Annotated in this window: 30 protein-coding genes; 14 read left to right on the top strand and 16 right to left on the bottom strand. The window is 70.7% G+C overall.

The genetic code is table 11. From position 1 onward, the window contains the following. Window position 1: 1 nt before the first annotated feature. On the bottom strand, window positions 2-1,858 hold the full coding sequence (mutA, locus tag E4P42_RS04100; protein ID WP_167759347.1) for a methylmalonyl-CoA mutase small subunit: 1,857 nt from the start codon (window positions 1,856-1,858) through the stop codon (window positions 2-4). A gap of 141 nt (window positions 1,859-1,999) precedes the next feature. On the opposite strand from mutA, the gene E4P42_RS04095 reads away from it, so the two are divergent. Beyond that, complete coding sequence (locus E4P42_RS04095; protein WP_245233875.1) at window positions 2,000-2,737, top strand: TVP38/TMEM64 family protein; 738 nt, start codon at window positions 2,000-2,002, stop codon at window positions 2,735-2,737. On the opposite strand, the gene E4P42_RS04090 is transcribed toward E4P42_RS04095, so the two are convergent. From E4P42_RS04090 to E4P42_RS04080, 3 genes are read right to left on the bottom strand one after another with little or no spacing between them, the layout of a single operon-like run. Then, complete coding sequence (locus E4P42_RS04090; RefSeq protein ID WP_135123263.1) at window positions 2,724-3,086, bottom strand: DoxX family protein; 363 nt, start codon at window positions 3,084-3,086, stop codon at window positions 2,724-2,726. The two genes, E4P42_RS04095 and E4P42_RS04090, sit on opposite strands and share 14 nt — an antisense overlap. After that, entirely contained in the window at window positions 3,083-4,267 is a 1,185-nt protein-coding gene (locus tag E4P42_RS04085; protein ID WP_135123261.1) for an SPFH domain-containing protein, read from the bottom strand. The genes E4P42_RS04090 and E4P42_RS04085 overlap by 4 nt, the downstream gene beginning before the upstream one ends. Window positions 4,268-4,285: 18 nt before the next feature. Continuing rightward, window positions 4,286-4,720, bottom strand: a complete 435-nt coding sequence (locus E4P42_RS04080; protein ID WP_135123259.1) for an NfeD family protein — start codon at window positions 4,718-4,720, stop codon at window positions 4,286-4,288. Between the two features lie 60 nt (window positions 4,721-4,780). Between E4P42_RS04080 and E4P42_RS04075 the strand changes: the two genes are divergently transcribed. Then, window positions 4,781-5,638, top strand: a complete 858-nt coding sequence (locus E4P42_RS04075) for a hypothetical protein (RefSeq protein ID WP_135123257.1) — start codon at window positions 4,781-4,783, stop codon at window positions 5,636-5,638. Here E4P42_RS04075 and prcA read toward each other — a convergent pair. The 4 genes from prcA to dop all read right to left on the bottom strand — a co-directional run bounded on the left by prcA (window position 5,635) and on the right by dop (window position 9,105). Continuing rightward, window positions 5,635-6,381 (bottom strand): proteasome subunit alpha, encoded by a 747-nt coding sequence (gene prcA, locus E4P42_RS04070; RefSeq protein ID WP_135123255.1) that lies wholly within the window; start codon window positions 6,379-6,381, stop codon window positions 5,635-5,637. The two genes, E4P42_RS04075 and prcA, sit on opposite strands and share 4 nt — an antisense overlap. Further along, on the bottom strand, window positions 6,378-7,295 hold the full coding sequence (gene prcB / locus E4P42_RS04065) for a proteasome subunit beta (RefSeq protein WP_135123253.1): 918 nt from the start codon (window positions 7,293-7,295) through the stop codon (window positions 6,378-6,380). The genes prcA and prcB overlap by 4 nt, the downstream gene beginning before the upstream one ends. Next, complete coding sequence (locus tag E4P42_RS04060; RefSeq protein ID WP_135123455.1) at window positions 7,292-7,486, bottom strand: ubiquitin-like protein Pup; 195 nt, start codon at window positions 7,484-7,486, stop codon at window positions 7,292-7,294. The genes prcB and E4P42_RS04060 overlap by 4 nt, the downstream gene beginning before the upstream one ends. Window positions 7,487-7,593: 107 nt before the next feature. Then, window positions 7,594-9,105, bottom strand: coding sequence for a pup deamidase/depupylase (gene dop, locus E4P42_RS04055; RefSeq protein WP_135123251.1), 1,512 nt, complete (start codon window positions 9,103-9,105; stop codon window positions 7,594-7,596). 81 nt (window positions 9,106-9,186) lie between these two features. Here dop and E4P42_RS04050 point away from each other — a divergent pair, with 81 nt between their 5' ends. Next, window positions 9,187-10,422: a threonine/serine exporter ThrE family protein gene (locus E4P42_RS04050; RefSeq protein ID WP_135123249.1), complete on the top strand. Its 1,236-nt coding sequence runs from the start codon at window positions 9,187-9,189 to the stop codon at window positions 10,420-10,422. Beyond that, entirely contained in the window at window positions 10,419-11,549 is a 1,131-nt protein-coding gene (locus tag E4P42_RS04045) for a hypothetical protein (protein ID WP_135123247.1), read from the top strand. The genes E4P42_RS04050 and E4P42_RS04045 overlap by 4 nt, the downstream gene beginning before the upstream one ends. Before the next feature lie 27 nt (window positions 11,550-11,576). On the opposite strand, the gene arc is transcribed toward E4P42_RS04045, so the two are convergent. After that, window positions 11,577-13,424 carry a proteasome ATPase gene (gene arc / locus E4P42_RS04040; protein WP_135123245.1) on the bottom strand — a complete coding sequence of 616 codons (1,848 nt, stop codon included), beginning with the start codon at window positions 13,422-13,424 and terminating at the stop codon, window positions 11,577-11,579. A gap of 146 nt (window positions 13,425-13,570) precedes the next feature. Between arc and E4P42_RS04035 the strand changes: the two genes are divergently transcribed. The 3 genes from E4P42_RS04035 to E4P42_RS04025 are packed head-to-tail and all read left to right on the top strand — an operon-like array spanning window position 13,571 to window position 14,932. Next, window positions 13,571-14,059 (top strand): hypothetical protein, encoded by a 489-nt coding sequence (locus E4P42_RS04035; protein ID WP_135123243.1) that lies wholly within the window; start codon window positions 13,571-13,573, stop codon window positions 14,057-14,059. Window positions 14,060-14,070: 11 nt separating this feature from the next. Further along, entirely contained in the window at window positions 14,071-14,628 is a 558-nt protein-coding gene (locus E4P42_RS04030; protein WP_245233874.1) for a hypothetical protein, read from the top strand. Window positions 14,629-14,635: 7 nt separating this feature from the next. Beyond that, window positions 14,636-14,932 (top strand): DUF503 domain-containing protein, encoded by a 297-nt coding sequence (locus E4P42_RS04025; protein ID WP_135123241.1) that lies wholly within the window; start codon window positions 14,636-14,638, stop codon window positions 14,930-14,932. Window positions 14,933-14,953: 21 nt separating this feature from the next. Here the strand turns inward: E4P42_RS04025 and E4P42_RS04020 are convergent, their stop codons facing one another. Next, entirely contained in the window at window positions 14,954-15,784 is an 831-nt protein-coding gene (locus tag E4P42_RS04020) for a tRNA (adenine-N1)-methyltransferase (protein ID WP_167759345.1), read from the bottom strand. An 85-nt stretch (window positions 15,785-15,869) separates the two neighbouring features. On the opposite strand from E4P42_RS04020, the gene E4P42_RS04015 reads away from it, so the two are divergent. Genes E4P42_RS04015 through E4P42_RS03990 form a run of 6 tightly spaced genes read left to right on the top strand, consistent with a single transcriptional unit; the run spans window position 15,870 to window position 19,519 of the window. Further along, a complete protein-coding gene (locus E4P42_RS04015; RefSeq protein WP_135123239.1) occupies window positions 15,870-16,742 on the top strand; it encodes a RecB family exonuclease in 873 nt (290 codons plus the stop codon). Then, window positions 16,739-17,539, top strand: coding sequence for a thioesterase family protein (locus E4P42_RS04010; protein WP_135123237.1), 801 nt, complete (start codon window positions 16,739-16,741; stop codon window positions 17,537-17,539). Before E4P42_RS04015 ends, E4P42_RS04010 begins: the two co-directional genes overlap by 4 nt. Further along, window positions 17,536-18,045, top strand: coding sequence for a DinB family protein (locus E4P42_RS04005; protein ID WP_135123235.1), 510 nt, complete (start codon window positions 17,536-17,538; stop codon window positions 18,043-18,045). Before E4P42_RS04010 ends, E4P42_RS04005 begins: the two co-directional genes overlap by 4 nt. A gap of 37 nt (window positions 18,046-18,082) precedes the next feature. Further along, window positions 18,083-18,400 (top strand): helix-turn-helix transcriptional regulator, encoded by a 318-nt coding sequence (locus E4P42_RS04000; protein ID WP_135123233.1) that lies wholly within the window; start codon window positions 18,083-18,085, stop codon window positions 18,398-18,400. Further along, entirely contained in the window at window positions 18,397-18,888 is a 492-nt protein-coding gene (locus E4P42_RS03995; protein WP_135123231.1) for an SRPBCC family protein, read from the top strand. The genes E4P42_RS04000 and E4P42_RS03995 overlap by 4 nt, the downstream gene beginning before the upstream one ends. Beyond that, the gene (locus tag E4P42_RS03990; protein ID WP_135123229.1) at window positions 18,875-19,519 is read left to right on the top strand and encodes a flavodoxin family protein; all 645 of its coding nucleotides are present in this window, start codon (window positions 18,875-18,877) and stop codon (window positions 19,517-19,519) included. The genes E4P42_RS03995 and E4P42_RS03990 overlap by 14 nt, the downstream gene beginning before the upstream one ends. Here the strand turns inward: E4P42_RS03990 and E4P42_RS03985 are convergent. From E4P42_RS03985 to E4P42_RS03960, 6 genes are all read right to left on the bottom strand, one after another. Next, window positions 19,470-20,849: an FAD-containing oxidoreductase gene (locus E4P42_RS03985; protein ID WP_135123227.1), complete on the bottom strand. Its 1,380-nt coding sequence runs from the start codon at window positions 20,847-20,849 to the stop codon at window positions 19,470-19,472. The two genes, E4P42_RS03990 and E4P42_RS03985, sit on opposite strands and share 50 nt — an antisense overlap. A gap of 1 nt (window position 20,850) precedes the next feature. Then, complete coding sequence (locus tag E4P42_RS03980; protein WP_135123225.1) at window positions 20,851-21,333, bottom strand: DUF4126 family protein; 483 nt, start codon at window positions 21,331-21,333, stop codon at window positions 20,851-20,853. Between the two features lie 69 nt (window positions 21,334-21,402). Beyond that, complete coding sequence (gene hisG, locus E4P42_RS03975) at window positions 21,403-22,254, bottom strand: ATP phosphoribosyltransferase (RefSeq protein ID WP_135123223.1); 852 nt, start codon at window positions 22,252-22,254, stop codon at window positions 21,403-21,405. 5 nt (window positions 22,255-22,259) lie between these two features. Then, complete coding sequence (locus E4P42_RS03970) at window positions 22,260-22,541, bottom strand: phosphoribosyl-ATP diphosphatase (RefSeq protein ID WP_135123221.1); 282 nt, start codon at window positions 22,539-22,541, stop codon at window positions 22,260-22,262. A gap of 34 nt (window positions 22,542-22,575) precedes the next feature. Further along, a complete protein-coding gene (locus tag E4P42_RS03965) occupies window positions 22,576-24,054 on the bottom strand; it encodes a sugar porter family MFS transporter (RefSeq protein ID WP_135123219.1) in 1,479 nt (492 codons plus the stop codon). Window positions 24,055-24,159: 105 nt separating this feature from the next. Next, on the bottom strand, window positions 24,160-24,834 hold the full coding sequence (locus tag E4P42_RS03960; protein ID WP_135123217.1) for an HAD family phosphatase: 675 nt from the start codon (window positions 24,832-24,834) through the stop codon (window positions 24,160-24,162). 85 nt (window positions 24,835-24,919) lie between these two features. On the opposite strand from E4P42_RS03960, the gene E4P42_RS03955 reads away from it, so the two are divergent. Continuing rightward, the gene (locus tag E4P42_RS03955) at window positions 24,920-25,723 is read left to right on the top strand and encodes an SDR family oxidoreductase (RefSeq protein ID WP_135123216.1); all 804 of its coding nucleotides are present in this window, start codon (window positions 24,920-24,922) and stop codon (window positions 25,721-25,723) included. Window positions 25,724-25,726 lie beyond the last annotated feature (3 nt).

The raw sequence follows: 25,726 nt of genomic DNA, 5'->3' as shown, positions 1-25,726 counted from the left end.
CTCATGCCCCCAATCGGCTGAGCAGGTCGGACAGGGCGTCGACCGCGTTGATCTTCGCGGTCAGGTACGTGTCGGGTTTCGGGTCGGCGTCCGCGACGGCCTTCTCCGGGCCGGCCAGGCACACCTGCCCGACGCCGGCGTCACGGGCGGCCGCGACCACCGCGGACCCCTCCGAGGAGTACCGGACGTCGGTGCCGCAGATCACCGCGATGGCGGGGGTGCCCGCCTCGGTCACCGCGGCAGCCACCCCACCGGCTTCCAGCGGCCCGGGGTTGACGGCCTCGATGCCGCCCGCGGCCAGCAGGTTGGCGGCGAAGGTGGCGCGGATGTTGTGTTCGGCCAGCGGGCCCAGCGGCAGCAGCAGCACCCGTGGGCGCGCCCCGGTGCGCGCGAGGAAGGCGTCCGACCGGTCGCGCAGCGCTTCGAAGCCGGTGGCGTAGCGCGCCACCGCGGCGAACGCCTCACCGGCGGGCAGCGGCTCCTCCCCCAGGTTCGGATACTCGTTGACTCCGGTCAGCGCGGTCCGTCGGTGGGCGATGTCGTCGGCGCGGCGGGCCGCGACCTCGGCCACCTGCGCCGCGACGTATTCGCGGGAGTCCGCGAAGCCGCCGCGACTCTCGATCTCCCGGAAGTGCTGCCACGCCTGCTCGGCCAGCTGGGCGGTCAGGTCCTCGACGAACCACGATCCGCCCGCCGGATCGAGCACCCGGCCGATATGGGATTCCTCGAGCAGCAGCAGCTGGGTGTTTCGGGCGATGCGGTGGGCGAACGCGCGCGACGTGCCCGGGTAGCCGCCGGGGATCGCCGCGTCGAAGGGGTGCACCAACACGGTGTCCGCACCACCCACACCGGCGGAGAACGCCGCCAGCGTGGTGCGCAGCATGTTCACCCACGGGTCGCGCTGGGTCATCATCGGCAGGGAGGACACCACATGCACGGTGGCCGCACCCGCGTCCGGGGCTCCGACCACCTCGGCGACCCGGGCCCACAGCCGGCGCGCGGCGCGCAGCTTCGCGATCGTGGTGAACTGGTCGTCGTCCGCGGCGAACCGGAAGCTGATCTGGGCCAGCGCGTCGGCGGCGGAGAAGCCGGCCTCGACGAGCAGCCGCAGGTAGGACACGCCGGCGGCGATCGCGCCGCCGAGTTCCCAGGTGACGTTCGCGCCGCGGTTGTGCAGCGCCGGACCGTCGACGGTGATCGCCCGCACGTGGCCGCCGAATCCGGCGGCCCGCCGGGCCAGCGTCACGACGTCGGCCGCCTCGGGGGCGGCCCGCTCGCTCAGCGGGGCGGTCAGCGGGTCGGCGCCCAGGTCGATCGACAGCCGGGTCCGCTGGTCGTCGTCGAGGCCGGTCAGCAGGTCGAGCAGCGCGCCGCCCGCGGCAAGCAGGTCCGCGCCCGCATCAAGCTGCACCGGCACCAGGTCGAGGAAGACGCCCTCGAGCACCCGGTCCAGACCCGTGGCGGGCAGACCGCCTTCCCCGCCGACGCGCAGCATCAGCGCGCTGACTCCCTCGGTGAGGGCGAGCAGCACCGCACCGTTGGCGTCGGCCGCCGCGCCGCCCGGGCCGGGGAACGCCTCGGCGACCTTCCACCCCGACTTCACGTCCCGCAGCGCATCGCCCCCGCGCACGAACGGCCAGCTGCCGGGCAACGGTGGCTCCGCAACCTCGTCGAGGCTGGTGTAGAGCGGACGGATCGGGAAGCCCTCGTACGTCGGCGAGTCCAGCAGCCGTTCCGGCTCCGCCGGCAGATCGGCCGGATCCTGGCGGGTGCTCTTCGCCAGCACCCCGGCCACCGCGGAACGCCATTGCTCCCGGCCCGACTCGACAGCACTGGCCCCCTGCACAGACACCGGCATTCTCCTGTTGTCGCAGCGTGTGACTGACGTACTGAACCCTCAGGCTAGATGATGGCGATCACGCCGCCGCGGGCCGGTCAACCGCTTGTTCGGCCCGCGCCGTCCACCACATGTCGGTGCGGACCCGTAGGCTTGGCAGACGTGAAAGCCGTCGTCAGCACCCTGCGCGCCGCCCGCGCCGCGGTGTCGGCCGCGGCCATACAGGTACCGCGCAGGCGTCTGGTCGGCATTGCGGTCGGTTTTGTGATTCTCGTCGCAATCGCCGCACTCGTCCCGGTGCCGAATGCCGTCGAACTGCGGGACTGGGCCACCTCGGTCGGCGCCTGGTTTCCGTTGGTGTTCCTGGCCGCGCACATCGTGGTCACCACGTTCCCGTTCCCCCGCACCGCGTTCTCGCTGGCCGCCGGGCTGCTGTTCGGCCCCCTCCTCGGCGTCACCCTGGCGGTGGTCGCCAGCACGGTCAGTGCCGTGCTCGCCGTCCTGTTGATCCGCGCGCTCGGCCTGCAGCTCAACCGGCTGGTGCGCCACCCCGCCGTGGACCGGCTCGACGTGCGGTTGCGGCGGCGCGGCTGGCCGTCGGTGCTCTCGCTGCGCCTGATCCCCGCCGTCCCGTTCGGGGTGCTGAACTACGCCGCGGGCGCGTCGGCGGTGCGCATCGGGCCCTACACGCTGGCCACGTTCGTCGGGCTGCTGCCCGGCACCACCGCGGTGGTGATCCTCGGCGACGCGCTCACCGGCAGTGTCGACCCGCTGCTGGTGCTGATCTCCGCGGGCACCGCCGCGCTCGGCGTCGCCGGGCTGGTCTACGAGAACCGCGCGCACCGCCGCCGCTACCGCGCCGAGGACCCCGCCCCGGCCGAGCCGATCACCGCGGGCTGAGCGACGGACCCTTCGCGGTCATCGTGGCGTACAGCGCGAGGAATGACGACGCCGCGACCAGTCCGGGGCTGTAATCCCTCGCCCGCAGGTGGAACGTCACCGCCAGGACGAAGTACACGGTCAGCATGAAGGTGGTGAGCCGGGCCAGCTTCGGGTAGCGGAACACCGACAGCAGACCCAGCGCCGAGGCGACCTTGACGACCGGGATCAGCGGTCGCAACTCGGGCGCCAGTCTGACGTCGTCGAACGCCTTCTCGATCACCCCGAGCGGGATCGCGCACGCCACGGCGTCCCCGACCTGCACCGCCGCCAGCAGGCCGTAGGCGCGGGCCGAGGTCACCGTGCTCACTGGTCCGGCATCCCGTGCCGGTTCGCCACCGGCGTGCCGATCTCGGGCTGCGGCGGCGGCGACGAGAGCAGACCCGGCTCGTCGACCGGCTTGCGCGCGTCCGCCTCGGCCTTGGCGACGGCCTGCGCGATCGCCGGATCGGTCTGGGTGGTGAACCAGTCGGCCACCTCGTCGTCATCGGTGCTGGGCGCGGTGCCCTCCACCGGCGACGGCGTGTACCGGAAGACCCCGTCCTCCCCCGGCGCACCGAGCAGTTTGGTGAAGCCCTGCAGTGCCGAGCCGAAGTCGCTGGGCACCAGCCACACCTTGTTCGCCTCGCCCTTGGCCATCTCCGGCAGCGTCTGCAGGTACTGGTAGGCGAGCATCTCCGGGGTCGGCCGTCCGGCCTTGATCGCCGCGAAGGTCTTCTCGATCGCCTTGGCCTGCCCCTGCGCCTGCAGATACGCCGCGGCCCGCTCACCCTGGGCGCGCAGCATCCGCGACTGCCGGTCGGCCTCGGCCGCCAGGATCGCCGCCTGTTTGGCGCCCTCCGCCGCCAGGATCTGTGCCTGCTTCTGGCCCTCCGCCTGTTTGATGGCGGCTTCCCGGGTGCCCTCGGCGGTGAGGATCATCGCGCGCTTCTCCCGGTCGGCGCGCATCTGCTTCTCCATCGAATCCTGGATCGACGGCGGCGGGTCGATGGCCCGCAGCTCGACGCGCGCCACCCGCAGTCCCCACCGGTTGGTGGCCTCGTCGAGCACGCCGCGCAGCGCGGTGTTGATCGAATCGCGTGAGGTCAGCGTCTGCTCGAGGGTCATCCCGCCGACCAGGTTGCGCAGCGTGGTCGTGGTCAGCTGCTCGACACCGACGATGTAGTTGCTGATCTGGTAGACCGCGGCCTGCGGGTTGGTGACCTGGAAGTAGACGACGGTGTCGATCGCCACCGTGAGGTTGTCCTCGGTGATCACCGGCTGCGGCGGGAAGGACACCACCCGCTCGCGCAGGTCGACCCGGGCCCGGATCTTGTCGATGAACGGGATGAGCAGCGTCAGCTGGCCGCTGACCGTGCGGCTGTACCGGCCGAGCCGCTCGATGACCGCGGCCTCGGCCTGCGGGATCAGCGCCACCGACTTGGCCACCACGATGATCGCGAACACGACCAGCACCGCGAGCAAGACGAGGCCGGCGACGGCACCTTCCATGGCGGGCTCTCCTTCGGGTCAGGGGTTCTTCCAGACCACCGCGGTGGCCCCGTCGATGCGCATGACGGTCACCTGGTCGCCCGGCTCGTACACATCGTTGTCGTCCAGCGGCCGCGCCGTCCAGACCTCGCCTTCCAGCTTCACCTGGCCCTCGTGGCGACCGACGCGGTCGAGCACCAGCGCGCTCTTGCCCTCCAGCGCCTTGGCGGGTTCGGGCAGCCCGGTCCCGGAGTGGAAGCGCCGCCGCAGCACCGGCCGCACCACCGCCAGCAGCAACACCGACACGGCCAGGAACACCACCCCGTCAGCCCAGATCGGCCAGTCGAACAGCCAGCTCGACCCGGTGGCCGCCAGCGCGCCCCCGGACAGCATCAGCAGGAACATGTCGCCGGTCAGCGCCTCGGCCCCGGCCAACACGATCGCCAGGATCAGCCAGATCAGCCAAACGGGCATGCTGCCACCCTATCGCGAGAAACGGCTCCCTCAGCGGTGAACAACTACACTGCGAGCATCATGTGGTGTCCCAGTGCAACGCTGGCGGTGTGGGCCAATTCCTGGCTTGCGGGAGCCGCCGCCCCCGATGACGTCCTCGACTCGCTGTCTGCCTGGGCGCCAAGGCATTTGGTGACCGCATATGACTCGGCCGCGGCCGGCCGCACCGGACTGCCGTGGCCGGAACTGAGCGACTCGGCGGCGGTGTCGCTGCTGCAGACGGTGCGCACCGCGGCAGGGCCGGGACTGTCGGGGCCGCCGGTGTCGGTCGCGGTGCCGATCCCGGGCGACGTCCGCGGCCTGCCCGCGGGCACCCAGTTCCAGCGCGACGCGATCGCGGTCGGCGAGGCGCTCATCATCGCCGACCCGAGTGACCCGTCGACCACTGTCGGCGTGGTTCCGGACTTCGAGTTCGACGAGGCGGACGAGGATTCCGAGTTCGACCCGGAGGTGTCGGCGCTGTCGTGGACGGTCTACTCGGTCCCCGCTGCGCCGCCGCCGGCGTTCGTCGATCTCGGTGAGGCCGAGTACGGGTTGCGCTCGGCGGTCCGGTCGGCCGCCGACGCACTCGGTGCGCTGCGCGCCGGGGCGGCCGGCGCAGACGTCGACGATCCGCGCGGTCTGGTGGAACAGGTGCTGGAATCGGCGAGCGGCCACCGCCTGCCCGACCACTCGCCGTCGCGGGCGGTGCGGGTGCTGCAGAACGCCGCGCACGTGGACGCGATCATCACGGTGAGCTCGGGGCTGATGCCGATCGGGCTGCAGAGCAGCTCGGAGGTGCAGATCGCCAGCGACGCGTTGCGTCCGCTGGTCGCGCTGGTGCGCGACGCGCGGATCGCCGCGGTCGGTGCGATCCTGCACTCGGCCTGGCAGCGCTAGCCCGCCGGCGTCTCCGACGACTCGCCGTCGGGTGTCGACTCCCGCTGCGGCAGTAACGGTTCCAGGGCCGCACCGGTGATGCGTCGGAAGGCCCGGCGCGGGCGGTTCGCGTCCAGGATCGCCACCTCGAGCGTCGAGGAGCCGAGCGTGCGGGGCTCGGCGCCGTTGCCGCCGGACTCCAGCGCCTCGACCGCGATCCGCACGGCGTCGGCCAGCGGCGCGTTCTCGGTGTAGGACTCGTTGAGCTTGGTGGTGATCGGTTCGGTGGTCCCGCCCATCACCACGAAATGCGGTTCGTCGGCGATCGACCCGTCATAGGTGATCCGGTACAGCTCCGGCGGTTTCGACTCGCCGTAGTGCGCAACCTCGGCCACGCACAGCTCGACCTCGTAGGGTTTGGCCTGTTCGGTGAAGATCGTGCCCAGCGTCTGGGCGTACACGTTTGCCAGCTGCCTACCGGTCACGTCCCGCCGCGAGTACGCGTACCCCTGGGTGTCGGCGAACCTGATGCCGCCGCTGCGCAGGTTGTTGAATTCGTTGAACCGGCCGACCGCGGCGAACCCGACCCGGTCGTAGAGCTCGCTGACCTTCTGCAGCGACCGCGACGGGTTCTCGGCGACGAACAGCACACCGTCGGCGTAGGCCAGCGCGACCACGCTGCGACCGCGGGAGATGCCCTTGCGCGCGAGCTCGGAACGCTCACGCATCGCCTGTTCGGGCGAGATGAAATACGGAAAGCTCACGAATCTGTACCTCGCGGCGCATGCGCGTCAGGGCCGAACGTGTCGGCGCGGGAACGGCTCTGGACTATCTCGCGGGCCAACCCGGCGATGCGGTCCTGGGTGACCTCTTCGGCGCCGTCGACGGTGATGATCACGGCAGTCGGGAAGATGCCGCGCACCAGATCCGGTCCGCCGGTGGCGGAGTCGTCGTCGGCGGCGTCGTAGAGCGCCTCGATCGCCACGCGCAGCGCCGAATCCGCATCGGCCACCTGGTGATAGAGCTTCTTCATCGACGATTTGGCGAAGATCGAACCGGAGCCGACGGACTGATAACCCTCTTCCTCGAGGTTGTGCCCGCCCGCCGCGTCGAACGACACGATGCGGCCGGCGGCCTGCGGGTCCGGGTCGTCGAGGTCGAATCCGGCCAGCAGCGGCAGCGCCACGAATCCCTGCAGCGCCGCGCCGAGGTTTCCGCGCACCATGGTGGCCAGCCGGTTCACCTTGCCCGAGAAGGTCAGCGCGACACCCTCGAGCTTCTCGTAGTGCTCGAGTTCGACCGCGTAGAGCCGGGCGAACTCCACCGCGATGGCCGCGGTCCCCGCGATGCCGGTGGCGGTGTAATCGTCGGTGATGTAGACCTTCTGGACGTCGCGGCTGGCAATCATGTTGCCCTGCGTCGCCCGCCGGTCACCGGCCATCACCACGCCGCCGGGAAACTTCAGCGCGACGATCGTGGTGCCGTGCGGGACGACGTCGGTGGGGGCCGGACGGGCGTCCCCGCCACCGAACGGCAGCAGGTGGGGCGCCTGGCGGCGCAGCATGTCGGAGAAGGACGACAAGTCCATGGATACCGGAGGAACCCCTCGGGTCGGTGTGCGGGTCGGGTCTACGCGGTGGAGGTCAGGGAAGGCCAGCTGCTCGAACGGCCAGGTCACTGTCCGCCCTTTTGGACGTACGCGCGCACGAAGTCCTCGGCGTTCTCCTCGAGGACGTCGTCGATCTCGTCGAGCAGATCGTCGGTCTCCTCGGTGAGCTTCTCGCGACGCTCCTGACCGGCGGCCGTGCTGCCGGTGACGTCGTCGTCGTCGCCGCCACCACCGCCACGCTGGGTCTGCTCTTGCGCCATCGCCGCCTCCTGCATCGTCATCGGCGGGCACTGTCGCCGCCCGCCGGTCACTCCACACTACCGGTCGGGCCCGGCTTTGCCTGGGATAGCCGGGCCCGGGAGTGCGGCTAGGGGGTGGTGAGCTGTTCGACGAGCGCGACGGCGCTGTCGACCGAGTCGAGCAATGCCCCCACGTGGGCCTTGCTGCCGCGCAGCGGCTCGAGGGTCGGGATGCGTACGAGCGAGTCACCGCCCAGGTCGAAGATGACCGAGTCCCAGCTCGCCGCGGCGATGTCGGCGCCGAACCGGCGCAGGCACTCACCGCGGAAGTAGGCGCGGGTGTCGGTCGGCGGGTTGTCCACCGCGTCGAGCACCTGCTGCTCGGTGACCAGGCGCTTCATCGACCCCCGCGCGACCAGCCGGTTGTAGAGTCCCTTGTCGAGCCGGACGTCGGAGTACTGCAGGTCGACCAGGTGCAGACGCGGCGCCGACCACGACAGGTTCTCGCGGTTGCGGAATCCCTCGAGCAGCCGCAGCTTGGCCGGCCAGTCCAGGATCTCGGCGCACTCCATCGGATCACGCTCGAGCAGGTCCAGCACCTCGGCCCACGTCTCGACCACGTGCGACGCCCGCGGATCCGGATCCCGCGAGTCGACCAGCTTGGCCACCCGGTCGAGGTAGATGCGCTGCAACGCAAGCGCGGTCAGCTCACGGCCGTCGGCCAGCGCCACCGTGGCACGCAGCGACGGGTCTCGGCTGATCACGTGCACTGCGTGCACCGGGCGGGCCAGCGCCAGATCGGACAGGTCGATCCCGGCCTGCGGGCCCTCCTCGATGAGGTCGAGCACCAGCGACGTGGCGCCCAGCTTGAGGTACGTCGACGTCTCGGCCAGGTTGGCGTCGCCGATGATGACGTGCAGCCTGCGGTACTTGTCGGCGTCGGCGTGCGGTTCGTCGCGGGTGTTGATGATGCCGCGCTTGAGGGTGGTCTCGAGCCCGACCTCGACCTCGATGTAATCGGCGCGCTGCGAGAGCTGGAAGCCCGGCTCGTCACCGGAGGGCCCGATACCGACCCGGCCCGACCCGGTCATGACCTGCCGCGACACCAGGAACGGGGTGAGCCCCGCGATCACCGCCGAGAAGGGTGTCTGCCGGCTCATCAGGTAGTTCTCGTGCGAACCGTAGGACGCGCCCTTGTTGTCGATGTTGTTCTTGTAGAGCTGCAGTTTGGCGGCGCCGGGCACGCTCGCGACGTGGCGCGCCGCGGCCTCCATCACCCGCTCCCCCGCCTTGTCCCAGATCACCGCGTCGAGCGGATCGGTGCACTCGGGCGCGGAGTACTCGGGGTGCGCGTGGTCGACGTAGAGGCGGGCGCCGTTGGTGAGGATCATGTTGGCCGCACCGACCTCGTCGGCGTCGATCACCGGCGGCGGACCGGCCGAGCGGCTCAGGTCGAATCCGCGGGCGTCGCGCAGCGGCGACTCCACCTCGTAGTCCCAGCGGGTGCGCTTGGCGCGCTGGATACCGGCCGCCGCGGCGTAGGCGAGCACCGCCTGCGTCGAGGTGAGGATCGGGTTGGCGGTCGGATCGGACGGTGAGGAGATACCGTATTCGACCTCGGTTCCGATGATCCGCTGCATACCCTGCAGCCTAGGTGACGCGAGCACACGGCCGGTGACCGGCGGTTGCGGTGCAGGCGCACTGTTGGTGGACTGATCGCGATGACCGCCGACCGCGATGCCGCCGCGCTGCGCTTCGTCGCGGGACTCGGTGCGGCCATGGCGTCGGCCAACTATCCGGTCACGATGGTGCGCGACACCATGGTCACCGCATCGCATGCCTACGGTCTGGACAACCAGTACCTGGCGCTGCCCAACTACGTCCAGGTCGGCAACTCCGAGAGCGGCCGGCTGCACATCGCCCACCCGGACCGGGATCTGCGCTTCGACCAGTCCTTCGCGCTGGCCGCGCTGATCGCCAGGGCGCAGACCGCCGAGATCACCCCCGACGACGGCAGCGCCGAGCTGGAACGGATCTGGCGGACGCCGATGCGTTACCCCGTATGGGTCGGCGTGGTGGGGTACGCGCTGCAGTCCGCCGGACTGGCGCTGATTCTGCAACCCGCCCCGCTGACCCTGCTGCTGGCGGCGATCTTCGGGGTGCTGGTCGGCGTGCTGTGCGAAATCGCCCGCAACAACGACGCGTTCGCCCAGTTGCTGCCGACGGTGTGCGCATTCGTCGTCGCACTGGCCGCGTTCACCGCGGTCGACCACCTGCACCTCGGCGATGCCAGCCTGCGGGCGCTCGCCCCGCCCCTGGCCACCTTCCTGCCCGGCGCCGCGATCACGCTGGCGGTCATCGAACTGTCCACCCGCCAGATGGTTTCGGGGGCCAGCCGGCTGGTGGCCGGCTTCATGCGGATCGCCCAGCTGGCGTTCGGCATCCTGATCGCCGCCCAGGTCGCCGGCATCTCCGACGACCATCTGATCACCACGTCGGTCAACCGGCTGGGGCCGTGGGCGCCGTGGTTCGGCCTGGTGGTGTACACGCTCGGCGCGATGCTGTACTTCGGGCCGCCCCGGCGGTTCGTGCCGTGGATGATGCTGATGACGCTCACCGCCTACGCCGGTCAGCTCGCCGGTAACGCGGTGCTGGGCAGCTACGGCGCCGGCTTCGTCGGTGGGCTCGCGCTGACCGTGACGGCGTTCGCGATCTCGCACCGCCCGGGCACCCCGGCCACCGTGACGCTGATCCTGCCCGGCTTTTGGATGCTGGTGCCCGGATCGCTCGGCCTGATGGGCGTCACCGAGATGATGGGCACCGACAGCACGGCCGTCTTCACTGCCACACTGATCTCGATGATCTCGATCGCGCTGGGCGTGCAGTCCGGCCTGCTGGTGTGGCGGCTGGTACGCCAGCTCGGCGCCGCCGACGACCCGCGAGTGTTCCGCGCGTGACCGGCCTGCCCGCGGCCGAACGGTGGTTCCTGCGCCGCGGCCTGCCCGCGGTGCTCACCCCCGGCGCCCGGTGGCGCGGTGTGGTGGCCCGGTCGGCGCCCGGCCTCGCCGCGTGGGCGGTGCTGATGGTGTGTTCGCTGCTGGTGCTGATCGGCTCGGAGAACCGGGAGATCGACATCGACGACGACCCCGGGCCCGGCCAGTGGTTCGCGCTGGCCGTGCTGGTGTTGATGCTGCCGCTGATGGCGGCGGCCGCGTGGGCGACCGCGCGCTGCCGCGCCGACCGGACCCGCCGCACCGTCGCGGCCGTCTCGATCGCCGCCGGGCTGGCCTCGGACCTGTACCAGGACGGGCCGCGGCATGCGCTGTCGGACACGCTGCTCGACCTCGCGGTGATCGCCGCGATCCTGGTGATCACCGGGACCGGCCTCGGCGCGGTGCTGGCGTGGGCGCTGCGGGTGACCGCCACCCATCTGGCCTCGGTCGGGCACCTGGTGGCGCGCGCCCTGCCGGTGGTGCTGCTGACCGTGCTGGTGTTCTTCAACGGCTACGTGTGGTCGATGGCCGCGACGATCAGCGCGGCCCGGTTGTGGGTGGTGGTCGCGTTCATGGCGGCGGTGGCGATCTCGTTCCTGGTGACCAGTCTGCTCGACCGGGTGCGGCCGATGCTGGCCGGCGCCGCCGCCGACGAGCAGGACCACGACCGGCTCGACGGGTCCCCGTTCGCCGGGCTGCCCGATCCGGATGACGTCGCCCCGCTGCGGCGGATCGAGCGTGCCAATGTCCTGTTCGTCGCCGTCACCACGCAGGTGGTGCAGATCGTGATGGTGTCGCTGGCCACCTCGGCGGTGTTCCTGGCGCTCGGGCTGCTGATGCTCAGCCCACCGCTGCTGACCAAGTGGACCTCGGGCGCCACCGCACCCAGCGTGTGGCTGGGCTTCACCGTGCCGGTGCCCGCCGCGCTGCTGCACGTGGCGATCTTCCTGGGCGCGCTCACCTTCATGTACATCAGCGCGCGCACCATCGCCGATGCCGAGTACCGGCGCGAGTTCCTCGACCCCCTGGTCGACGATCTGCGGCTGACCCTGGTGGCCCGGCACCGCTACCGGGCCCGGGTCACCGGGTAGCCGCAGCCGCGGCCACCCGGTACCCCGCTACAGGTACTGCCCCAGGTTGGACTCGGTGTCGATGGCCCGGCTGGCCGATGAGCTCTTGCCGGTGACCAGCGTCCGGATGTAGACGATCCGCTCACCCTTCTTGCCCGAGATCCGCGCCCAGTCGTCGGGATTCGTGGTGTTGGGCAGGTCCTCGTTCTCGGCGAACTCGTCGACGATCGAGTCGAGCAGGTGCTGGATCCGCAGACCCGGCTGGCCTGTCTCGAGCACCGACTTGATCGCGTACTTCTTGGCCCGGTCGACGACGTTCTGGATCATCGCGCCCGAGTTGAAGTCCTTGAAGTACATGACCTCTTTGTCGCCGTTGGCGTAGGTCACCTCGAGGAACCGGTTGTCGTCGATCTCGGCGTACATCCGGTCGACGACCTTCTCGATCATCGTCTTGATGGTCAGGGACCGGTCGCCGCCGAACTCCCCGAGGTCGTCGGCGTGCACCGGCAGGTCCTCGGTCAGGTACTTGCTGAAGATGTCCTGCGCCGCCTCGGCGTCCGGCCGCTCGATCTTGATCTTGACGTCCAGCCGGCCGGGCCGCAGGATCGCCGGGTCGATCATGTCCTCGCGGTTGGAGGCGCCGATCACGATGACGTTCTCCAGGCCCTCGACACCGTCGATCTCCGACAGCAGCTGGGGCACGACCGTCGTCTCCACGTCCGAGCTCACGCCGGTGCCGCGGGTCCGGAAGATCGAGTCCATCTCGTCGAAGAACACGATCACCGGGGTGCCCTCGGACGCCTTCTCCCGCGCCCGCTGGAAGATCAGCCGGATGTGGCGCTCGGTCTCGCCGACGAACTTGTTCAGCAGCTCGGGGCCCTTGATGTTGAGGAAGTAGCTCTTCGCCTCGCGGGCGTCGTCACCACGGACCTCGGCCATCTTCTTGGCCAGCGAGTTGGCCACGGCCTTGGCGATCAGCGTCTTACCGCAGCCGGGCGGGCCGTAGAGCAGCACCCCCTTGGGCGGGCGCAGCGAGTACTCGCGGTAGAGCTCCTTGTGCAGGAACGGCAGCTCGACCGCGTCGCGGATCTGCTCGATCTGGCGGCCCAGGCCACCGATGTCGTTGTAGCTGACGTCGGGCACCTCTTCGAGGACCAGATCCTCGACCTCGGCCTTGGGGATGCGCTCGAAGGCGTAGCCGGCTTTGGTGTCGACCAGCAGCGAGTCGCCCGGGCGCAGCCGGCGGGGCCGGTCGTCGTCCAGTTCGGGCCCGGCCACCTCGGCGTCGGGCAGGTGCTCCACCGACACCAGTGGTTCGGCCAGCCAGACGATGCGCTCTTCGTCGGCGTGGCCCACGACCAGGGCCCGGTGCCCGTCGGCGAGGATTTCGCGCAGGGTGCTGATCTCGCCGACCGCCTCGAACGTGCCGGCCTCGACCACGGTGAGCGCCTCGTTGAGGCGGACGGTCTGGCCCTGCTTGAGGGCGGACACGTCGATGTTGGGCGAGCACGTCAGCCGCATCTTGCGCCCGGAGGTGAACACGTCGACGGTGTCGTCCTCGTGAGATGCCAGCAGCACGCCGTAGCCGCTCGGCGGCTGGCCGAGGCGGTCGACCTCCTCGCGCAGCGCGAGGAGCTGCTGGCGGGCCTCCTTGAGCGTGTCCATCAGCTTGGCGTTGCGCGCGGAGAGCGAGTCGATGCGCGCCTCGAGCTGGTGGACATCACGGGCGCTGCGCAACCCGCTCTGCGGGCCCACCGCGCTCTCGAGCTGTTCGCGCAGGACCGCCGCCTCGCGGCGCAGTTCCTCCAACTCGGCGGCGTCCTCACTGGACAGGCCGGACTCGTGGGGTGTCGTGAAACCGTCTTCTCTGGCCTCGTGACGCTGTGACTCACTCATGTTGCGCCCCTTTCCCGCACCGAATATTGGCGCAGTAACAACTTCAACGCTACCGGCGATTCAGACTTTGTGTGCGGTGTAGCAATTCGACACACCCGCATCACTGTTAACCTCGGATCCGAGTTAGGCAGATCGAAAGGACAGCCGTGACCCTGAAAACCCTCGTAACCGGCGCTGCAGCGGCCGCTGTCGTCGCAGGTGCCGCGGCGGGTGTGACGTCCATTGCATCGAGCACGGTAGCGGCGCCCGCTGTTTCCCCTGTGGTGTTCGGTGCGCCGATGCCCCAGGTTCCCGCGCCTGACCTGGCCGGCCCGCTGACCCAGACGCTGCAGGCGCTCGCCGGGCCGGGGTCGTTCCGCGGCAAGGCGCCCTTCATCCAGGGCGGCATCGGACGTGTCGAGGCGCTGACCGCCGACCGCGCGTACAACAACGCCGCTGCGCAGGGCAAGTTCCCGCTGGCCTTCAACGTCACCAACGTCGACCAGAACGGCGGCTCGGCCACCGCGACCGTCACCGCGACGTCGGCCACCGGCGGCACCGCCACGCAGAACATCCTGTTCGTCGCGGGCCCGAGCCCCAGCGGCTGGCAGATCTCGAAGGGTTCGGCGCTGTCGCTGCTCTCGGCGGTCGGTTGATCCGTCCGCCGGTGCGCCACCGCACCCTGTACCGCATCGTCTCGAGCGCCGTCACCGTCCCGGTGGCGGCGTTCGGGCTTAGCGGGTGCGGTGGCAACGCGCCGCCACCGGCGCCGGCGCCGACGCCGGTCGAACAGGCCGGCCCACCCGCCGCGCCGTCGGTGCCACCGCCGCCGGCCGCGCTGCCGCCGCCGAGCGCGCTGACCGACGTGATGTACCGCTTGACCGATCCCGCGGTGCCGGGCACGGAGAAGACCGCGCTGATCGCCGAACCCGGACCGGCAGACGCCGCCGCACTCGACCGGTTCGGTAAGGCCCTGACCGACAACGGGTATCACCCCATGACCTTCGACGCGACTGATCTGGCGTGGGCACCGGAGCGCCCCGGCGACGTGCTGGCCACGGTGATCGGCCGGACGCCGCCGGACCGGACCGGAGGCGACTTCACGTTCCCGATGCAATTCGCGAGGACCCCCGACGGCGGCTGGCAGCTGACCCGCGACTCCGCCGAGATGCTGCTCGACCTCGACGGCGACACCGGCACCGGCCCCGGCCGGCCGCCGCGCTGAGGCCACCGTGTGGATCGGCTGGCTGGAATTCGACCTGCTGCTCGGCGACGTGCACTCGCTGAAGCAGAAACGCTCGGCGATCCGCCCGGTGATCGCCGAACTGCAGCGCCGGTTCGCGGTGTCCGCGGCCGAGACGGGCGCCCAGGACCTGCACCGGCGCGCCGCGATCGGCGTGGCGGTGGTCGCCGCCGACCGCGCCCACGTGGTCGAAGTGCTCGACGCCGCCGAACGTCTGGTCGCCGCGCGTCCGGAGATGGATTTGCTCTCCGCGCACCGGCAACTCCGGCGCAGCACCGACGAGTAGGCGGTGATCCGACTCCGGACCTCAGACCTGTTGTCTGCGGCGTTTGAGCGGGGTCGGCGTGACGGCGCCGGGCGCCAGCCGGCGCGCCGAGACCAGGAACGCGGTGTGACCGCGCATGTTGTGCTGGGGCCGCACCGCGAGCCCGACGACATTCCAGCCGCGCTGCATCGTCTCCCAGGACCGCGGTTCGGTCCAGCACTGCTGGTCGCGCAGTGCCTCGACGGTCTTGGAGAGCTGGGTGACGGTGGCGACGTAGACCATCAGCACCCCGCCGGGGACCAGCGCGTCGGCCACCGCGGGCAACACCTCCCACGGGGAGAGCATGTCGAGCACCACCCGGTCGACCTGCGGTCCGGTGTACCCGGCCAGATCGGCGATCACCAGGTCCCAGTTGTCCGGCCGCTCACCGAAGAACGTCTCGACGTTGCGGATGGCGTGGACGGCGTGGTCGTCGCGCACCTCGTAGGACGTGACCCGGCCGGTCGGGCCGACCGCGCGCAGCAGCGAGCAGGTCAGCGCACCGGAGCCGGCGCCGGCCTCCAGGACGTGGGCGCCGGGGAAGATGTCACCCTCGTGCACGATCTGCGCGGCGTCCTTGGGATAGATCACCTGCGCGCCGCGCGGCATGGACAGCACGTAGTCGATGAGCAGCGGCCGCAGCACCAGGAACTGGTCGCCGTTGGTCGATTTGACCACGCTGCCCTCGGGCAGCCCGATCACCGTGTCGTACGGGATCATCCCGCGGTGGGTGTGGAACTCCCCGCCGGGGGTGAGCACCATCGTGTAGTGGCGCCCCTTGGCGTCGGTGAGCTGCACGCGGTCTCCGACGGCGAACGGACCGGTGGTGGGCATAGGTGATGAGCCTGCCAGCTGACGCGCCGCCACGGGTGCGCGGGGTTGCGCAGATATGTCACCGGCCGGTTCTAGGCTGCTGGACATGAGTTCACAGCCCGCGCCGGTCCGGCGTCCGGCGCTGTCTCCCTCGCGGGCCGGGGACTTCAAGCAGTGCCCGCTGCTGTACCGGTTCCGCGCGATCGACCGGCTGCCCGAGCCGCGATCGGTGGCCCAGCTGCGGGGTTCGGTGGTGCACGCCGCGCTCGAGCAGCTGTACGCGCTGCCCGCCCCCGACCGCGTGCCCGACACCGCGCTGCGGCTGATCGGCCCGGCGTGGGATCAGGTGGTGGCCGAGCAGCCGGAGCTCGCCGAGGATGTCGAGCCGGCGGTGCGCGACGCGCTGTTGGGCGAGGCGCGGGCCCTGCTGTCGGGGTACTACCGGCTGGAGGATCCGACGCGGTTCGACCCGCAGTGCTGCGAACAGCACGTCGAGGTGGAGCTGGCCGACGGCACGCTGCTGCGCGGCTTCGTCGACCGCATCGACGTCGCCCCCACCGGCGAGCTGAGGGTGGTCGACTACAAGACCGGTAAGGCGCCGCCGGAGGCGCGGGAGCTGGCTGAGGCCAAGGCGCTGTTCCAGATGAAGTTCTACGCCGTCGCCCTGTTGCGCTCGCGCGGCGTGCTGCCCGCCCGGCTGCGGCTGCTCTACCTCGCCGACGGTCAGGTGCTCGACTACTCCCCCGATCTCGACGAGCTGACGCGGTTCGAACGGACGCTGACCGCGATCTGGCGGGCCATCCAGGCGGCCGGGGCCACCGGTGACTTCCGGCCGAAACCGTCACGGCTGTGCGACTGGTGCGCCCACCGCGCGCTCTGTCCGGAGTTCGGCGGCACGCCGCCGCCGTATCCGGGCTGGCCGGAGGTGATCGACGACGGTGACCCCGACGCCGTGCTGAAGACGGAACCGGCAGCGTGATCGGTCACCTGTATCACCGGCGGCCCGAGGACGACGACGGTGAGCTGTCGGCCTTCGAGTCGACGGCCGACACCCGCAGCAACTGGGACCCGGCGATCCAGCACGGCTCGCCGCCGCTGGCGCTGCTGACCCGGGCGGTCGAGGAGCTCGCGGCGGGCACCGGTCTGCGGGTCGGCCGGGTGGCGCTCGACATCCTCGGCGCGATCCCGGTGGCGCCGGTGTGGGTGCGCTCGTCGGTGGTCCGACCGGGCGCCCGCATCTCATTGATGGCGGCCGAGATGCTGGCCGCCCGCCCCGATGGCAGCCGGCGCGCGGTCGCGCGCCTCACCGCCTGGCTGCTGGCCACCAGCGACACCCACGACGCGGTCACCGACCGGCACCCGCCGCTGGTCGAAGGCGATGCGGCGGCGGTGTCGCATGCCTGGGAGGGTGCGCCCGGCTACCTCGAGACGGTGCGGTGGCGCAGGCAGCCCGACGACGGCAACTCCGCGGTGGCCTGGCTGACGCCGCTGGTGCCGCTCGTCGACGACGAGCCGACGACGGCGCTGCAGCGCCTGGCGATGGTGGTCGACTCGGCCAACGGCATCGGCGCGGCACTGGACCCCCAGCGGTTCGTGTTCATGAACACCGACACCGTGGTTCACCTGCACCGGCTGCCCGAGGGGTCGGACTTCGCGGTCCGGGCGCGCGGGTCGATCGGGCCGGACGGGGTGGGCGTCACGACGGCCGACGTCTTCGACCACCGCGGGTTCATCGGCACCTGCGCGCAGACTCTGCTGGTGCAGCGGCAACCGTGACCGGTCACGTCGGCCAGTTCGACCTGGCGTGGGCGCTGGCCGATCTGCACCTCTCGGCTCTCGTCGAGGACGACTTCCTGTGGGAGCCCGCGGCGCTGGTGTGGACGGTGCGTCCGGACGCCGCCGGGGTGTGGCGTCCCGACTGGGCGGACACCGAACCCGACCCCATCCCCGTCCCCACCATCGGCTGGGTGACATGGCACATCACCTGGTGGTGGTCGGTCACGGTCGCCTACCTCGAGAACCGCCCGCCGCCGGAGCGCACCGACGTGACGTGGCCGGGCGGGGCGGCGGTGGTGGCGCGGATCCGCGCGCTGGCGCGCGAATGGCGTGCGCTGATCGCCGGGTTGACCGCCGCGGACCTGGCGCTGCCGTCGGCGTTTCCGTGGGGTGCGGAGACCGGGCGCACGGTGGCCGACACCGTGCTGTGGCTGACCGTGGAGTTGACCAAGAACGCCGCCGAGCTCGGCCAATTGCGGATGCTGCGGGCGGCCCGCTCTATATAGCGTTGCGTCTATATAGATCAGATGCAATACTTGGGGCATGGACGTCTTCGAAGCGGTCGCCGAGCCGAGCCGCCGCACCCTGCTGGACACCCTCGCCGACGGTGAGCGCACCGCCGGTGAACTGGTCGCCGCGCTGCCCGGACTCACGCAGCCGACGGTGTCGCGCCACCTGCGGGTGCTGCGCGAGGTCGGTCTGGTCGAGGTCCGCCCCGATGCGCAACGCCGGATCTACGCGCTGCGCGCCGACGGCCTGGTCGAGATCAGCACCTGGATCGAGCGGTACCGCCGGTTCTGGAGCGGGCACCTCGACGACCTCGAGCGCCACCTCCATCGGCGGGCCGAGGAGTCCCGGTGAGCGCCCGCGACGGAGAACTCACCGTCGACGGCGACCGTGCCGTGCTGACCTTCGAGCGGCGTCTGCCGTTCCCGGTGGAGGCGGTGTGGTCGGCGATCACCGACCCGGCCGAGCGCGGACAGTGGTTCGGGTCCACCCAGATCGACGGCCGCGAGGGCGGCCACATCGACATGGTGGCCACCGGTCCCCCGCTGCCCGACGACATCAAGCGGATGACCGGCCGCATCCTGGTGTGGGACCCGCCGCACGTGTTCGAACACGAATGGCGCCAGCCGATCGTCGAAGACGGTGTGGTGCGCTACGAACTCCGTGCCGACGGCGACGGGACCGTGTTGCGCTTCACCCATCGCGGCCTCGGGATCCGTAACGCCACCGGTTTCTTCGCCGGCACCCACGCCTTCCTCGATCGCCTCGAGGCATATCTGGGCGGCCATGATCTGCCGGATTGGCTGACCCGCAAGCAGGAGGTCGACGATGCCCGGCGCTGATCACTCACCGGCACCCCGGGTCGCGGTGGCCTACCACTCCGGGTTCGGCCACACCGCGGTGCTGGCCCGCGCGGTCACCGACGGTGCGCGATCGGCAGGCGCGGCGGTGGAGGTGCTCGCCGTCGATGCGCTCACCGAGGACGGGTGGGGCGTCCTCGACAGCGCCGACGCGATCATCTTCGGTACGCCGACCTACATGGGCAACGTGTCGGCGGGTTTCCAGTCCTTCACCGAACGCACGGGCCGCCGCTGCCAGGAGGGCACCTGGCGCGACAAGCTCGCCGCGGGCTTCACCAACTCGGGGGCCAAGAGCGGCGACAAGGTCGCGACGTTGATGTCGCTGGCCGTCTTCGCCGCCCAGCACCACATGCACTGGGTCAACCTGGGGCTGGTGGCCGGCTGGAACAGTTCGGCGGGCAGCCCCGAGGATCTCAATCGGCTCGGGTTCTTCCTCGGCGCCGGTGCGCAGACCGATGTCGACGCGCCACCGGAGGCGGTGCCCGATGCCGACCTGCGCACCTGTCGTCATCTCGGCCGGCGGGTCGCCGGGGTCGCCGCCCAGCTGACCGCAGGCCGGCGAATCAGGTCAGCGGCTTCAGATCCTGGAGCAGCGTGGGCACCAGCTCGCTGACGGTGGGGTGGATGTGCATGGTCCGCGAGATCGCGGTGTAGGGCTTTTTGGCGGTCATGATGTCGAGGATCGCGTGCACCACCTCGTCGCCGCCCACGCCGAGGATCGCGGCGCCGAGGATCTCCTCGGTCTCGGCGTCGACGACCACCTTCATGAACCCTTGCGTCTCACCCTTTTCCACGGCGCGGCCCACCCGCGTCATCGGCCGCTTGCCGACCAGCGCCTTGCGCCCGGACCTGCGTACCTGGTCGGCGGTCAGGCCGGCCCGCCCGAGCGGCGGGTCGATGTAGAGCGCGTAGGTGGTGACGCGGTCGCTGACCCGGCGCGGATCGTCGTCGAGCAGGTTGGCCGCGACGATCTCGAAGTCGTTGTAGGACGTGTGGGTGAACGCGCCCTTGCCGTTGCAGTCCCCCATCGCCCAAATGTGCTCGGCGGTGGTGCGCAGCTGGTCGTCGACGACGATGTAGCCGCGCTCGTCGGTCTGCACGCCTGCGGCGTCGAGGCCGAGGTCGTCGGTGTTGGGTTGCCGGCCCACGGCGAGCAGCAGGTGACTGCCCTCGACCGGCTCCGCGCCGTCCTTCGGCACTACCTGGAAACCGTTGTCGGTCTTGGTGAACCGGATCCCGGTGGCGTCGACCACGATGTCGATGCCCTCGGCTTCCAGGATGCTTGCGATCGCGGCCGAGACGTCTTCGTCCTCGCGGGAGGTCAGGCGGGAGCCGTGTTCGATCACCGTCACCCGCGCTCCGAACCGCCGGTACATCTGCGCGAATTCCAGCGCGATGTAGCTGCCGCCGACGATCACCAGATGCTCGGGCACGGTGTCGAGGTCGAGGATGTCGACGTTGGTCATGTAGTCGATGCCGTCGAGGCCCGGCAGGTCGGGGACGACGGCCCGGCCGCCGACGTTGAGGTAGATCTTCTCTGCGGTGAGGACCTGCTCGCCGACGGCGACAGTGTGCGGTCCGGTGAACCGGGCGTGTCCGCGGATCAGCGTGCAGCCGTCCATCCCCTCGAGCCAGGACTCCACGCCGGTGCGGTCGTCGAGCATGATCCGGTCCTTGCGGGCCTTGACCTTCGCCATGTCGACGGTCACCTCGCCGGTGCCGACCCCGTACTCGGCCCCGCGCCGGGCCAGATGCGCCGCGTGGGCGCTGGCGACCAGCGTCTTGGTCGGGATGCACCCGTAGTTGACGCAGGTGCCGCCGACGAGTTGGCGTTCGATCACCGCGACACGCTGTCCGGCCTGCGTCAGCCGACCGGCCAGCGGCGGCCCGGCCTGGCCGGCGCCGATGATGATGGCGTCGAAAGCCGTTGCATCTGCGGACATGTCAGACCACCGACGTGAGCCAGGCGACCACGAGGCCACCGCCCAGGGCGACGCCGTCCTCGAGCAGCGCGATGGGCAGATCGCGGCCGCCGTTGCGGGCGACCAGGCGTTTGCGGGCCTCGTACCCGCCGAGGGTGCCGAGCACCGCGCCGACCACCCCGGCGCCCAGGCCGCCGAACGTGTAGCCGAACGCCGTACCGATCACCGCGCCGGCGAAACCGCCGGAGAGCAACCGGGCGATGAACTGCATCGGTGTCTTGCGGCTCGGCGTCTTGGGCAGCTGGTCGGTGACGAGCTCCCCGACGGCCAGGATGGTCAGCACCGTGACCGTGATCGGATGCGCGAGCCACGACGCCCAGGTCCCGTCGAGCGCGATCCAGTCCAGCATGGCCGCCCAGGCCACCGCCGCGGGCGCCATGAACGCACGCAAGCCAGCAACCACACCGATCAGCAGCGCGAGCACCAGGACAAGGACATGCGTCATGCGGACCTCCGACCGGCTATGGAATTCCCCCGGACGCTAACACGCGGAACCGCCTGTCACACGGCGAAGTCAGAAGCGGCAGAACCGGATGTCCGACGCCAGGATCGCCTTGGCGCCGATCGCGGCGAGCTCGTCCATGATCGCGTTCACCTGCCGGCGCGGCACCAGCGCCCGCACCGCCACCCAGTCCGGGTCGGCCAGCGGCGCGATGGTGGGCGATTCGAGGCCGGGGGTGACCGCGGTGGCGCGCTCGAGAACCTCGCGCGGGCAGTCGTAGTCGAGCATCAGGTACTGCTGGCCGAAGACCACGCCCTGCACCCGCGCGGCCAGCTGGTCGCGGGCCGCGCCGTTGTCCGCCCCCGCACCGTCCTGCTCGATGAGCACGGCCTCGGAGTCGCACAGCGATTCGCCGAACGCCACCAGATTGTGCTGGCGCAGGGTGCGGCCCGACCCCACGACGTCGGCGATGGCGTCGGCGACGCCGAGCGCCACCGAGATCTCCACCGCGCCGTCGAGCCGGATGACGGTGGCCACGATTCCCTTGTCGGCGAGATCTTTCCGGACCAGGTTCGGGTAGGCGGTGGCGATCCGCTTACCCGCGAGATCGGCGGGCGCCCACTCGCGCCCGGCGGGTGCGGCGTAGCGGAACGTCGAGGACCCGAAGCCCAGCGCGAGCCGTTCCCGCACGGGCGCCCCGGATTCCGTGGCGAGGTCGCGTCCGGTGATGCCGAGGTCCAGCTGCCCCGAGCCGACGTAGATCGCGATGTCCTTGGGGCGCAGGAAGAAGAACTCGACATTGTTGACCGGGTCGACGACGGTGAGGTCCTTGGCGTCGGTGCGGCGCCGGTAGCCGGCCTCGGAGAGAATCTCCGCCGCCGACTCGCTCAGCGCCCCCTTGTTGGGTACCGCGACCCGCAGCATGCCGCTCACAGCTTCCGGTAGACGTCGTCGAGCGTGAGGCCGCGGGAGATCATCAGCACCTGCGTCCAGTACAGGAGCTGGCTGACCTCCTCGGCGAGTGCGTCGTCGCTCTCGTGTTCGGCGGCCAGCCACACCTCCCCGGCCTCCTCGAGGATCTTCTTGCCCAGCCCGTGCACACCGGCGTCGAGGGCCGCCACGGTCCCGCTGCCCTCCGGCCGGGTGCGCGCCCGCTCGGTCAACTCGTCGAACAGCGCGTCGAAGGTCTTCACGGGCTGCGATTCTCCCACGCCGCGCCTGCCCGGCCCGCCGCGGGCGGCGGGCTCAGCCCTCCTTGGCGGCGGCGGGCTGGTCGGCGTGCAGGATGTCGGCGTGCATGTCCTCCAGGGACACGCCCTTGGTCTCCATCACCCAGCGCCACACGAACAGTCCCGACAGGATCGCGCACAGGCCGTAGAACCCGTAGGCGAGGCCCAGGTGGTCGCGCAGGCCGGGGAACGTGACGGTGATCAGCCAGTTCGCCGCCCACTGCCCGGCCGCAGCCAGGCCCAGTGCGGCGGCCCGGATGCGGTTGGGGAACATCTCGCCGAGCAGCACCCACACCACAGGACCCCAGGACATGCCGAACGCGACGACGAACAGGTTGGCCGCGATCAGCGCGATCACCCCGGAGGCGCCGGGGAGGCTCGGGGTGCCGTCGGGCCCCACTGTCGCGTTGGCGAAGATGATCGCCATCGTGATGAGCGTGACGGCCATTCCGGACGAACCGATGAGCAGCAGCGGTTTGCGGCCGATCTTGTCGATCAGCGCGATCGCGATCAGCGTGGTGAGCACGTTGATCACCGAGGTGATCACGGTGTAGATCGCCGACTCGTCGGCACTGAATCCCACTGCCTGCCAGAGCACGTTGGAGTAGTAGAAGATCACGTTGATGCCGACGAACTGCTGGAAGATCGACAGTCCCAGGCCGACCCAGACGATCCCGTAGAGCCCGCCGGTCGGTTTGCGCAGGTCCCGCCAGGACGGCTTGTCCTCGCGTTCGAGGGTGTCGCGGATCCGGGTGATCGTGATCTCGAGGTTCTTCCCGCCGAGCAGCATGCTGAGCACGCGGCGGGCTTCCGGGATCCGGTGGCTGGCGACCAGGTACCGCGGTGACTCGGGGATGGTGAACGCCAGCACGCCGTAGAGCACCGCGGGCAGCGCCATCGCCAGGAACATCCAGCGCCACGCATCCAGCCCGAGCCACAGCGGCTCGTTGGCGCCCCCGGCGGCCCACTGCAGCAGCCAGTTGACCGCGAACGAGGCGAAGATGCCGGAGACGATCGCCAGCTGTTGCAGCGAGCCGAGCCGGCCGCGGATGCCGGGCGGCGAGGTCTCGGCGATGTAGGCGGGGGCGATCACCGAGGCCACACCCACGCCGATGCCGCCGACGATCCGGAACAGCACCACCGCCCACACCTCGTGGGCGAAGCCGGTGCCGAAGGCGCTGATCAAGAACAGCACCGCGGCGATCTTCATGACCGCGATGCGGCCGATCCGGTCGGCGATGCGCCCGGCGGTCATCGCGCCTGCGGCGGCGCCCAGCAGTGCCGAGGCCACCGCGAAGCCCAGTTCGGCATTGCCGATTCCGAAGTCCTCCTGGATGGAGTCCACCGCACCGTTGATGACCGCGCTGTCGTAACCGAACAGCAGGCCGCCGAGCGCGGCCACGGAGGCGATCCGGACCGCAGTCTTGCCGGACGAGAAATCCTCGTCGCCGACGGGGAGGTCGTCGCCTACGGGGGCGCCGCCGTGACCAGCCATGGGAGGTCCTTTCCGCACCGTTGCGTGATCAGGATCACATTCAAGCACTCGGGGAGTGCGAGAGGGCGGGTTCCCGGATCTCTATCCGGCAAAACCGGCGGGACCTCAGGCGTCGGTGGCGGTGATCTCGGCGTGGATGTCGCGCAGATCGCCGACGCCGATGCCGGCCAGGGTGGCCACGTGCCTGCGGCGCGGGGTGGCGGGAACGGCGACGTCGTTGGGCACCACCAGCACCGGGCAGCCGGCGGCCTCGGCCGCCATGGACCCGGTGACGGAGTCCTCGACGGCCAGGCACCACCGCGGCTCGACGCCGAGCAGGTGCGCGGCGCGCTGGTAGGGGTCCGGCGCGGGTTTGCCGCGCGGCACCTCATCACCGCAGACGGTCACCGAGAAGTATTCGCGGCCAATGCTTTCCAGCGCCTGCTCGGTGATGTCTCGCTGGGTGTTGGTTACCAGGGCCATCGCAACGCCCTCTGCGGCAAGGGCTTCAAGCATTTCGCGGGCACCCGGGAGCCACGGCAGGCCGCGGGTGGCGAACAACTCACCGGTGTAGGAGTGCAGCCAGCGGTTGGACTCGGCCATCGCCACCGGGTCGGGCTCGAGGCCGAGATCGGCGTAGATGGTCCTGATGGTGTTCTCGGCCGAGCTGCCCACCAGCGCCGTGCGCAGCTCCTGGGTGATCTGTCCGCCCATCCGGTCGTACAGCGCGGCAAGTGAGACGTCCCACAGCTTTTCGGAGTCGACGAGCGTGCCGTCCATGTCCCACAGCACCGCTTTCACACCCGCGATTGTGTCACGGCTGACCCGTGACGGTCACATCGCTGGACTGACTGACGTGTCACCGCCGCCCGCTACCCTGCCCGGCATGACGATTCTGGTGACCGGCGCCACAGGCAACATCGGACGTCGAGTGGTCGACGCGCTGCTCGATCTCGGCGTGAAAGACATCCGCGCATTGACGAAGAATCCCGAGCGGGCGCAACTGCCGCCGGCGGTCCAGCCGGTCACCGGCTACCTCGGTGACCGGGATTCGCTGCCCGCGGCGTTGGAGGGCGTCGAGCGGATTTACCTGGCGCCGTTACCGGCCACGCTCGAGGCCACGCTCGACCTCGCGTCGCGGGCCGGGGTGTCCTATGTGGTGGCGCTGTCGGGCGGCGCGCACTGGCAGCCGCAGGCCGACGGCGTCGCCGCCTCGGGGCTGCCCCACACCCAGTTGGGCCCCGGGGAGTTCCTGGAGAACTTCTCGATGTGGGCCCCGCAGATCCGCGCGACCGGCACCGTGCGCGAACCGTATCCGTCTGCGGTGGAGGCGCCGATCTCGATGGACGACATCGCGCGCGTGGCGGCCGCGCTGCTCGCCGACCCGGATCCGGACCATCTGGGGCGGATGTACGAGCTGACCGGTCCGGTGGCGCTGACCCGGGCGCAGATCGCCGAGCAGATCGGCGTCGGCATCGGAGCTGACGTGCGGTTCGAGCAGTGCAGCCGCGCCGAGGCCGAGGCGGCGCTGGGCCCGCAGATGGGTGACGAGGTCGGCTGGTACCTCGACCTGATGGCGTCGGCGGTCGACGAACCGCAGCACGCCAATCAGCTCGTCGAGGACCTGACCGGGACGCCGGCGATGACGGTCGCCCAGTGGGCGCAGCGCAACGCCGACGTCTTCCGCTAGGGC

It is taken from the genome of Mycobacterium sp. PS03-16 (genome assembly GCF_004570325.1).
In the GTDB taxonomy this organism is placed as follows: domain Bacteria; phylum Actinomycetota; class Actinomycetes; order Mycobacteriales; family Mycobacteriaceae; genus Mycobacterium.
The sequence above is the reverse complement of the archived record's forward strand: the minus strand, read 5'-3'. Positions and strand labels throughout refer to the sequence as shown.

What these genes read in the sequence shown, in the direction of transcription:
- E4P42_RS04050 (WP_135123249.1), top strand. Translation starts at nt 9,187, where the DNA reads ATGACCGCCGACCGCGATGCCGCCGCGCTGCGCTTCGTCGCGGGACTC.
- E4P42_RS04080 (WP_135123259.1), bottom strand. Translation starts at nt 4,720, where the DNA reads ATGCCCGTTTGGCTGATCTGGCTGATCCTGGCGATCGTGTTGGCCGGG.
- mutA (WP_167759347.1), bottom strand. Translation starts at nt 1,858, where the DNA reads ATGCCGGTGTCTGTGCAGGGGGCCAGTGCTGTCGAGTCGGGCCGGGAG.
- E4P42_RS03955 (WP_135123216.1), top strand. Translation starts at nt 24,920, where the DNA reads ATGACGATTCTGGTGACCGGCGCCACAGGCAACATCGGACGTCGAGTG.
- E4P42_RS03965 (WP_135123219.1), bottom strand. Translation starts at nt 24,054, where the DNA reads ATGGCTGGTCACGGCGGCGCCCCCGTAGGCGACGACCTCCCCGTCGGC.
- E4P42_RS03980 (WP_135123225.1), bottom strand. Translation starts at nt 21,333, where the DNA reads ATGACGCATGTCCTTGTCCTGGTGCTCGCGCTGCTGATCGGTGTGGTT.
- E4P42_RS04020 (WP_167759345.1), bottom strand. Translation starts at nt 15,784, where the DNA reads ATGCCCACCACCGGTCCGTTCGCCGTCGGAGACCGCGTGCAGCTCACC.
- E4P42_RS03990 (WP_135123229.1), top strand. Translation starts at nt 18,875, where the DNA reads ATGCCCGGCGCTGATCACTCACCGGCACCCCGGGTCGCGGTGGCCTAC.
- E4P42_RS03985 (WP_135123227.1), bottom strand. Translation starts at nt 20,849, where the DNA reads ATGTCCGCAGATGCAACGGCTTTCGACGCCATCATCATCGGCGCCGGC.
- E4P42_RS04075 (WP_135123257.1), top strand. Translation starts at nt 4,781, where the DNA reads ATGTGGTGTCCCAGTGCAACGCTGGCGGTGTGGGCCAATTCCTGGCTT.
- E4P42_RS04085 (WP_135123261.1), bottom strand. Translation starts at nt 4,267, where the DNA reads ATGGAAGGTGCCGTCGCCGGCCTCGTCTTGCTCGCGGTGCTGGTCGTG.
- arc (WP_135123245.1), bottom strand. Translation starts at nt 13,424, where the DNA reads ATGAGTGAGTCACAGCGTCACGAGGCCAGAGAAGACGGTTTCACGACA.
- E4P42_RS04015 (WP_135123239.1), top strand. Translation starts at nt 15,870, where the DNA reads ATGAGTTCACAGCCCGCGCCGGTCCGGCGTCCGGCGCTGTCTCCCTCG.
- E4P42_RS04000 (WP_135123233.1), top strand. Translation starts at nt 18,083, where the DNA reads ATGGACGTCTTCGAAGCGGTCGCCGAGCCGAGCCGCCGCACCCTGCTG.
- E4P42_RS04060 (WP_135123455.1), bottom strand. Translation starts at nt 7,486, where the DNA reads ATGGCGCAAGAGCAGACCCAGCGTGGCGGTGGTGGCGGCGACGACGAC.
- dop (WP_135123251.1), bottom strand. Translation starts at nt 9,105, where the DNA reads ATGCAGCGGATCATCGGAACCGAGGTCGAATACGGTATCTCCTCACCG.
- hisG (WP_135123223.1), bottom strand. Translation starts at nt 22,254, where the DNA reads ATGCTGCGGGTCGCGGTACCCAACAAGGGGGCGCTGAGCGAGTCGGCG.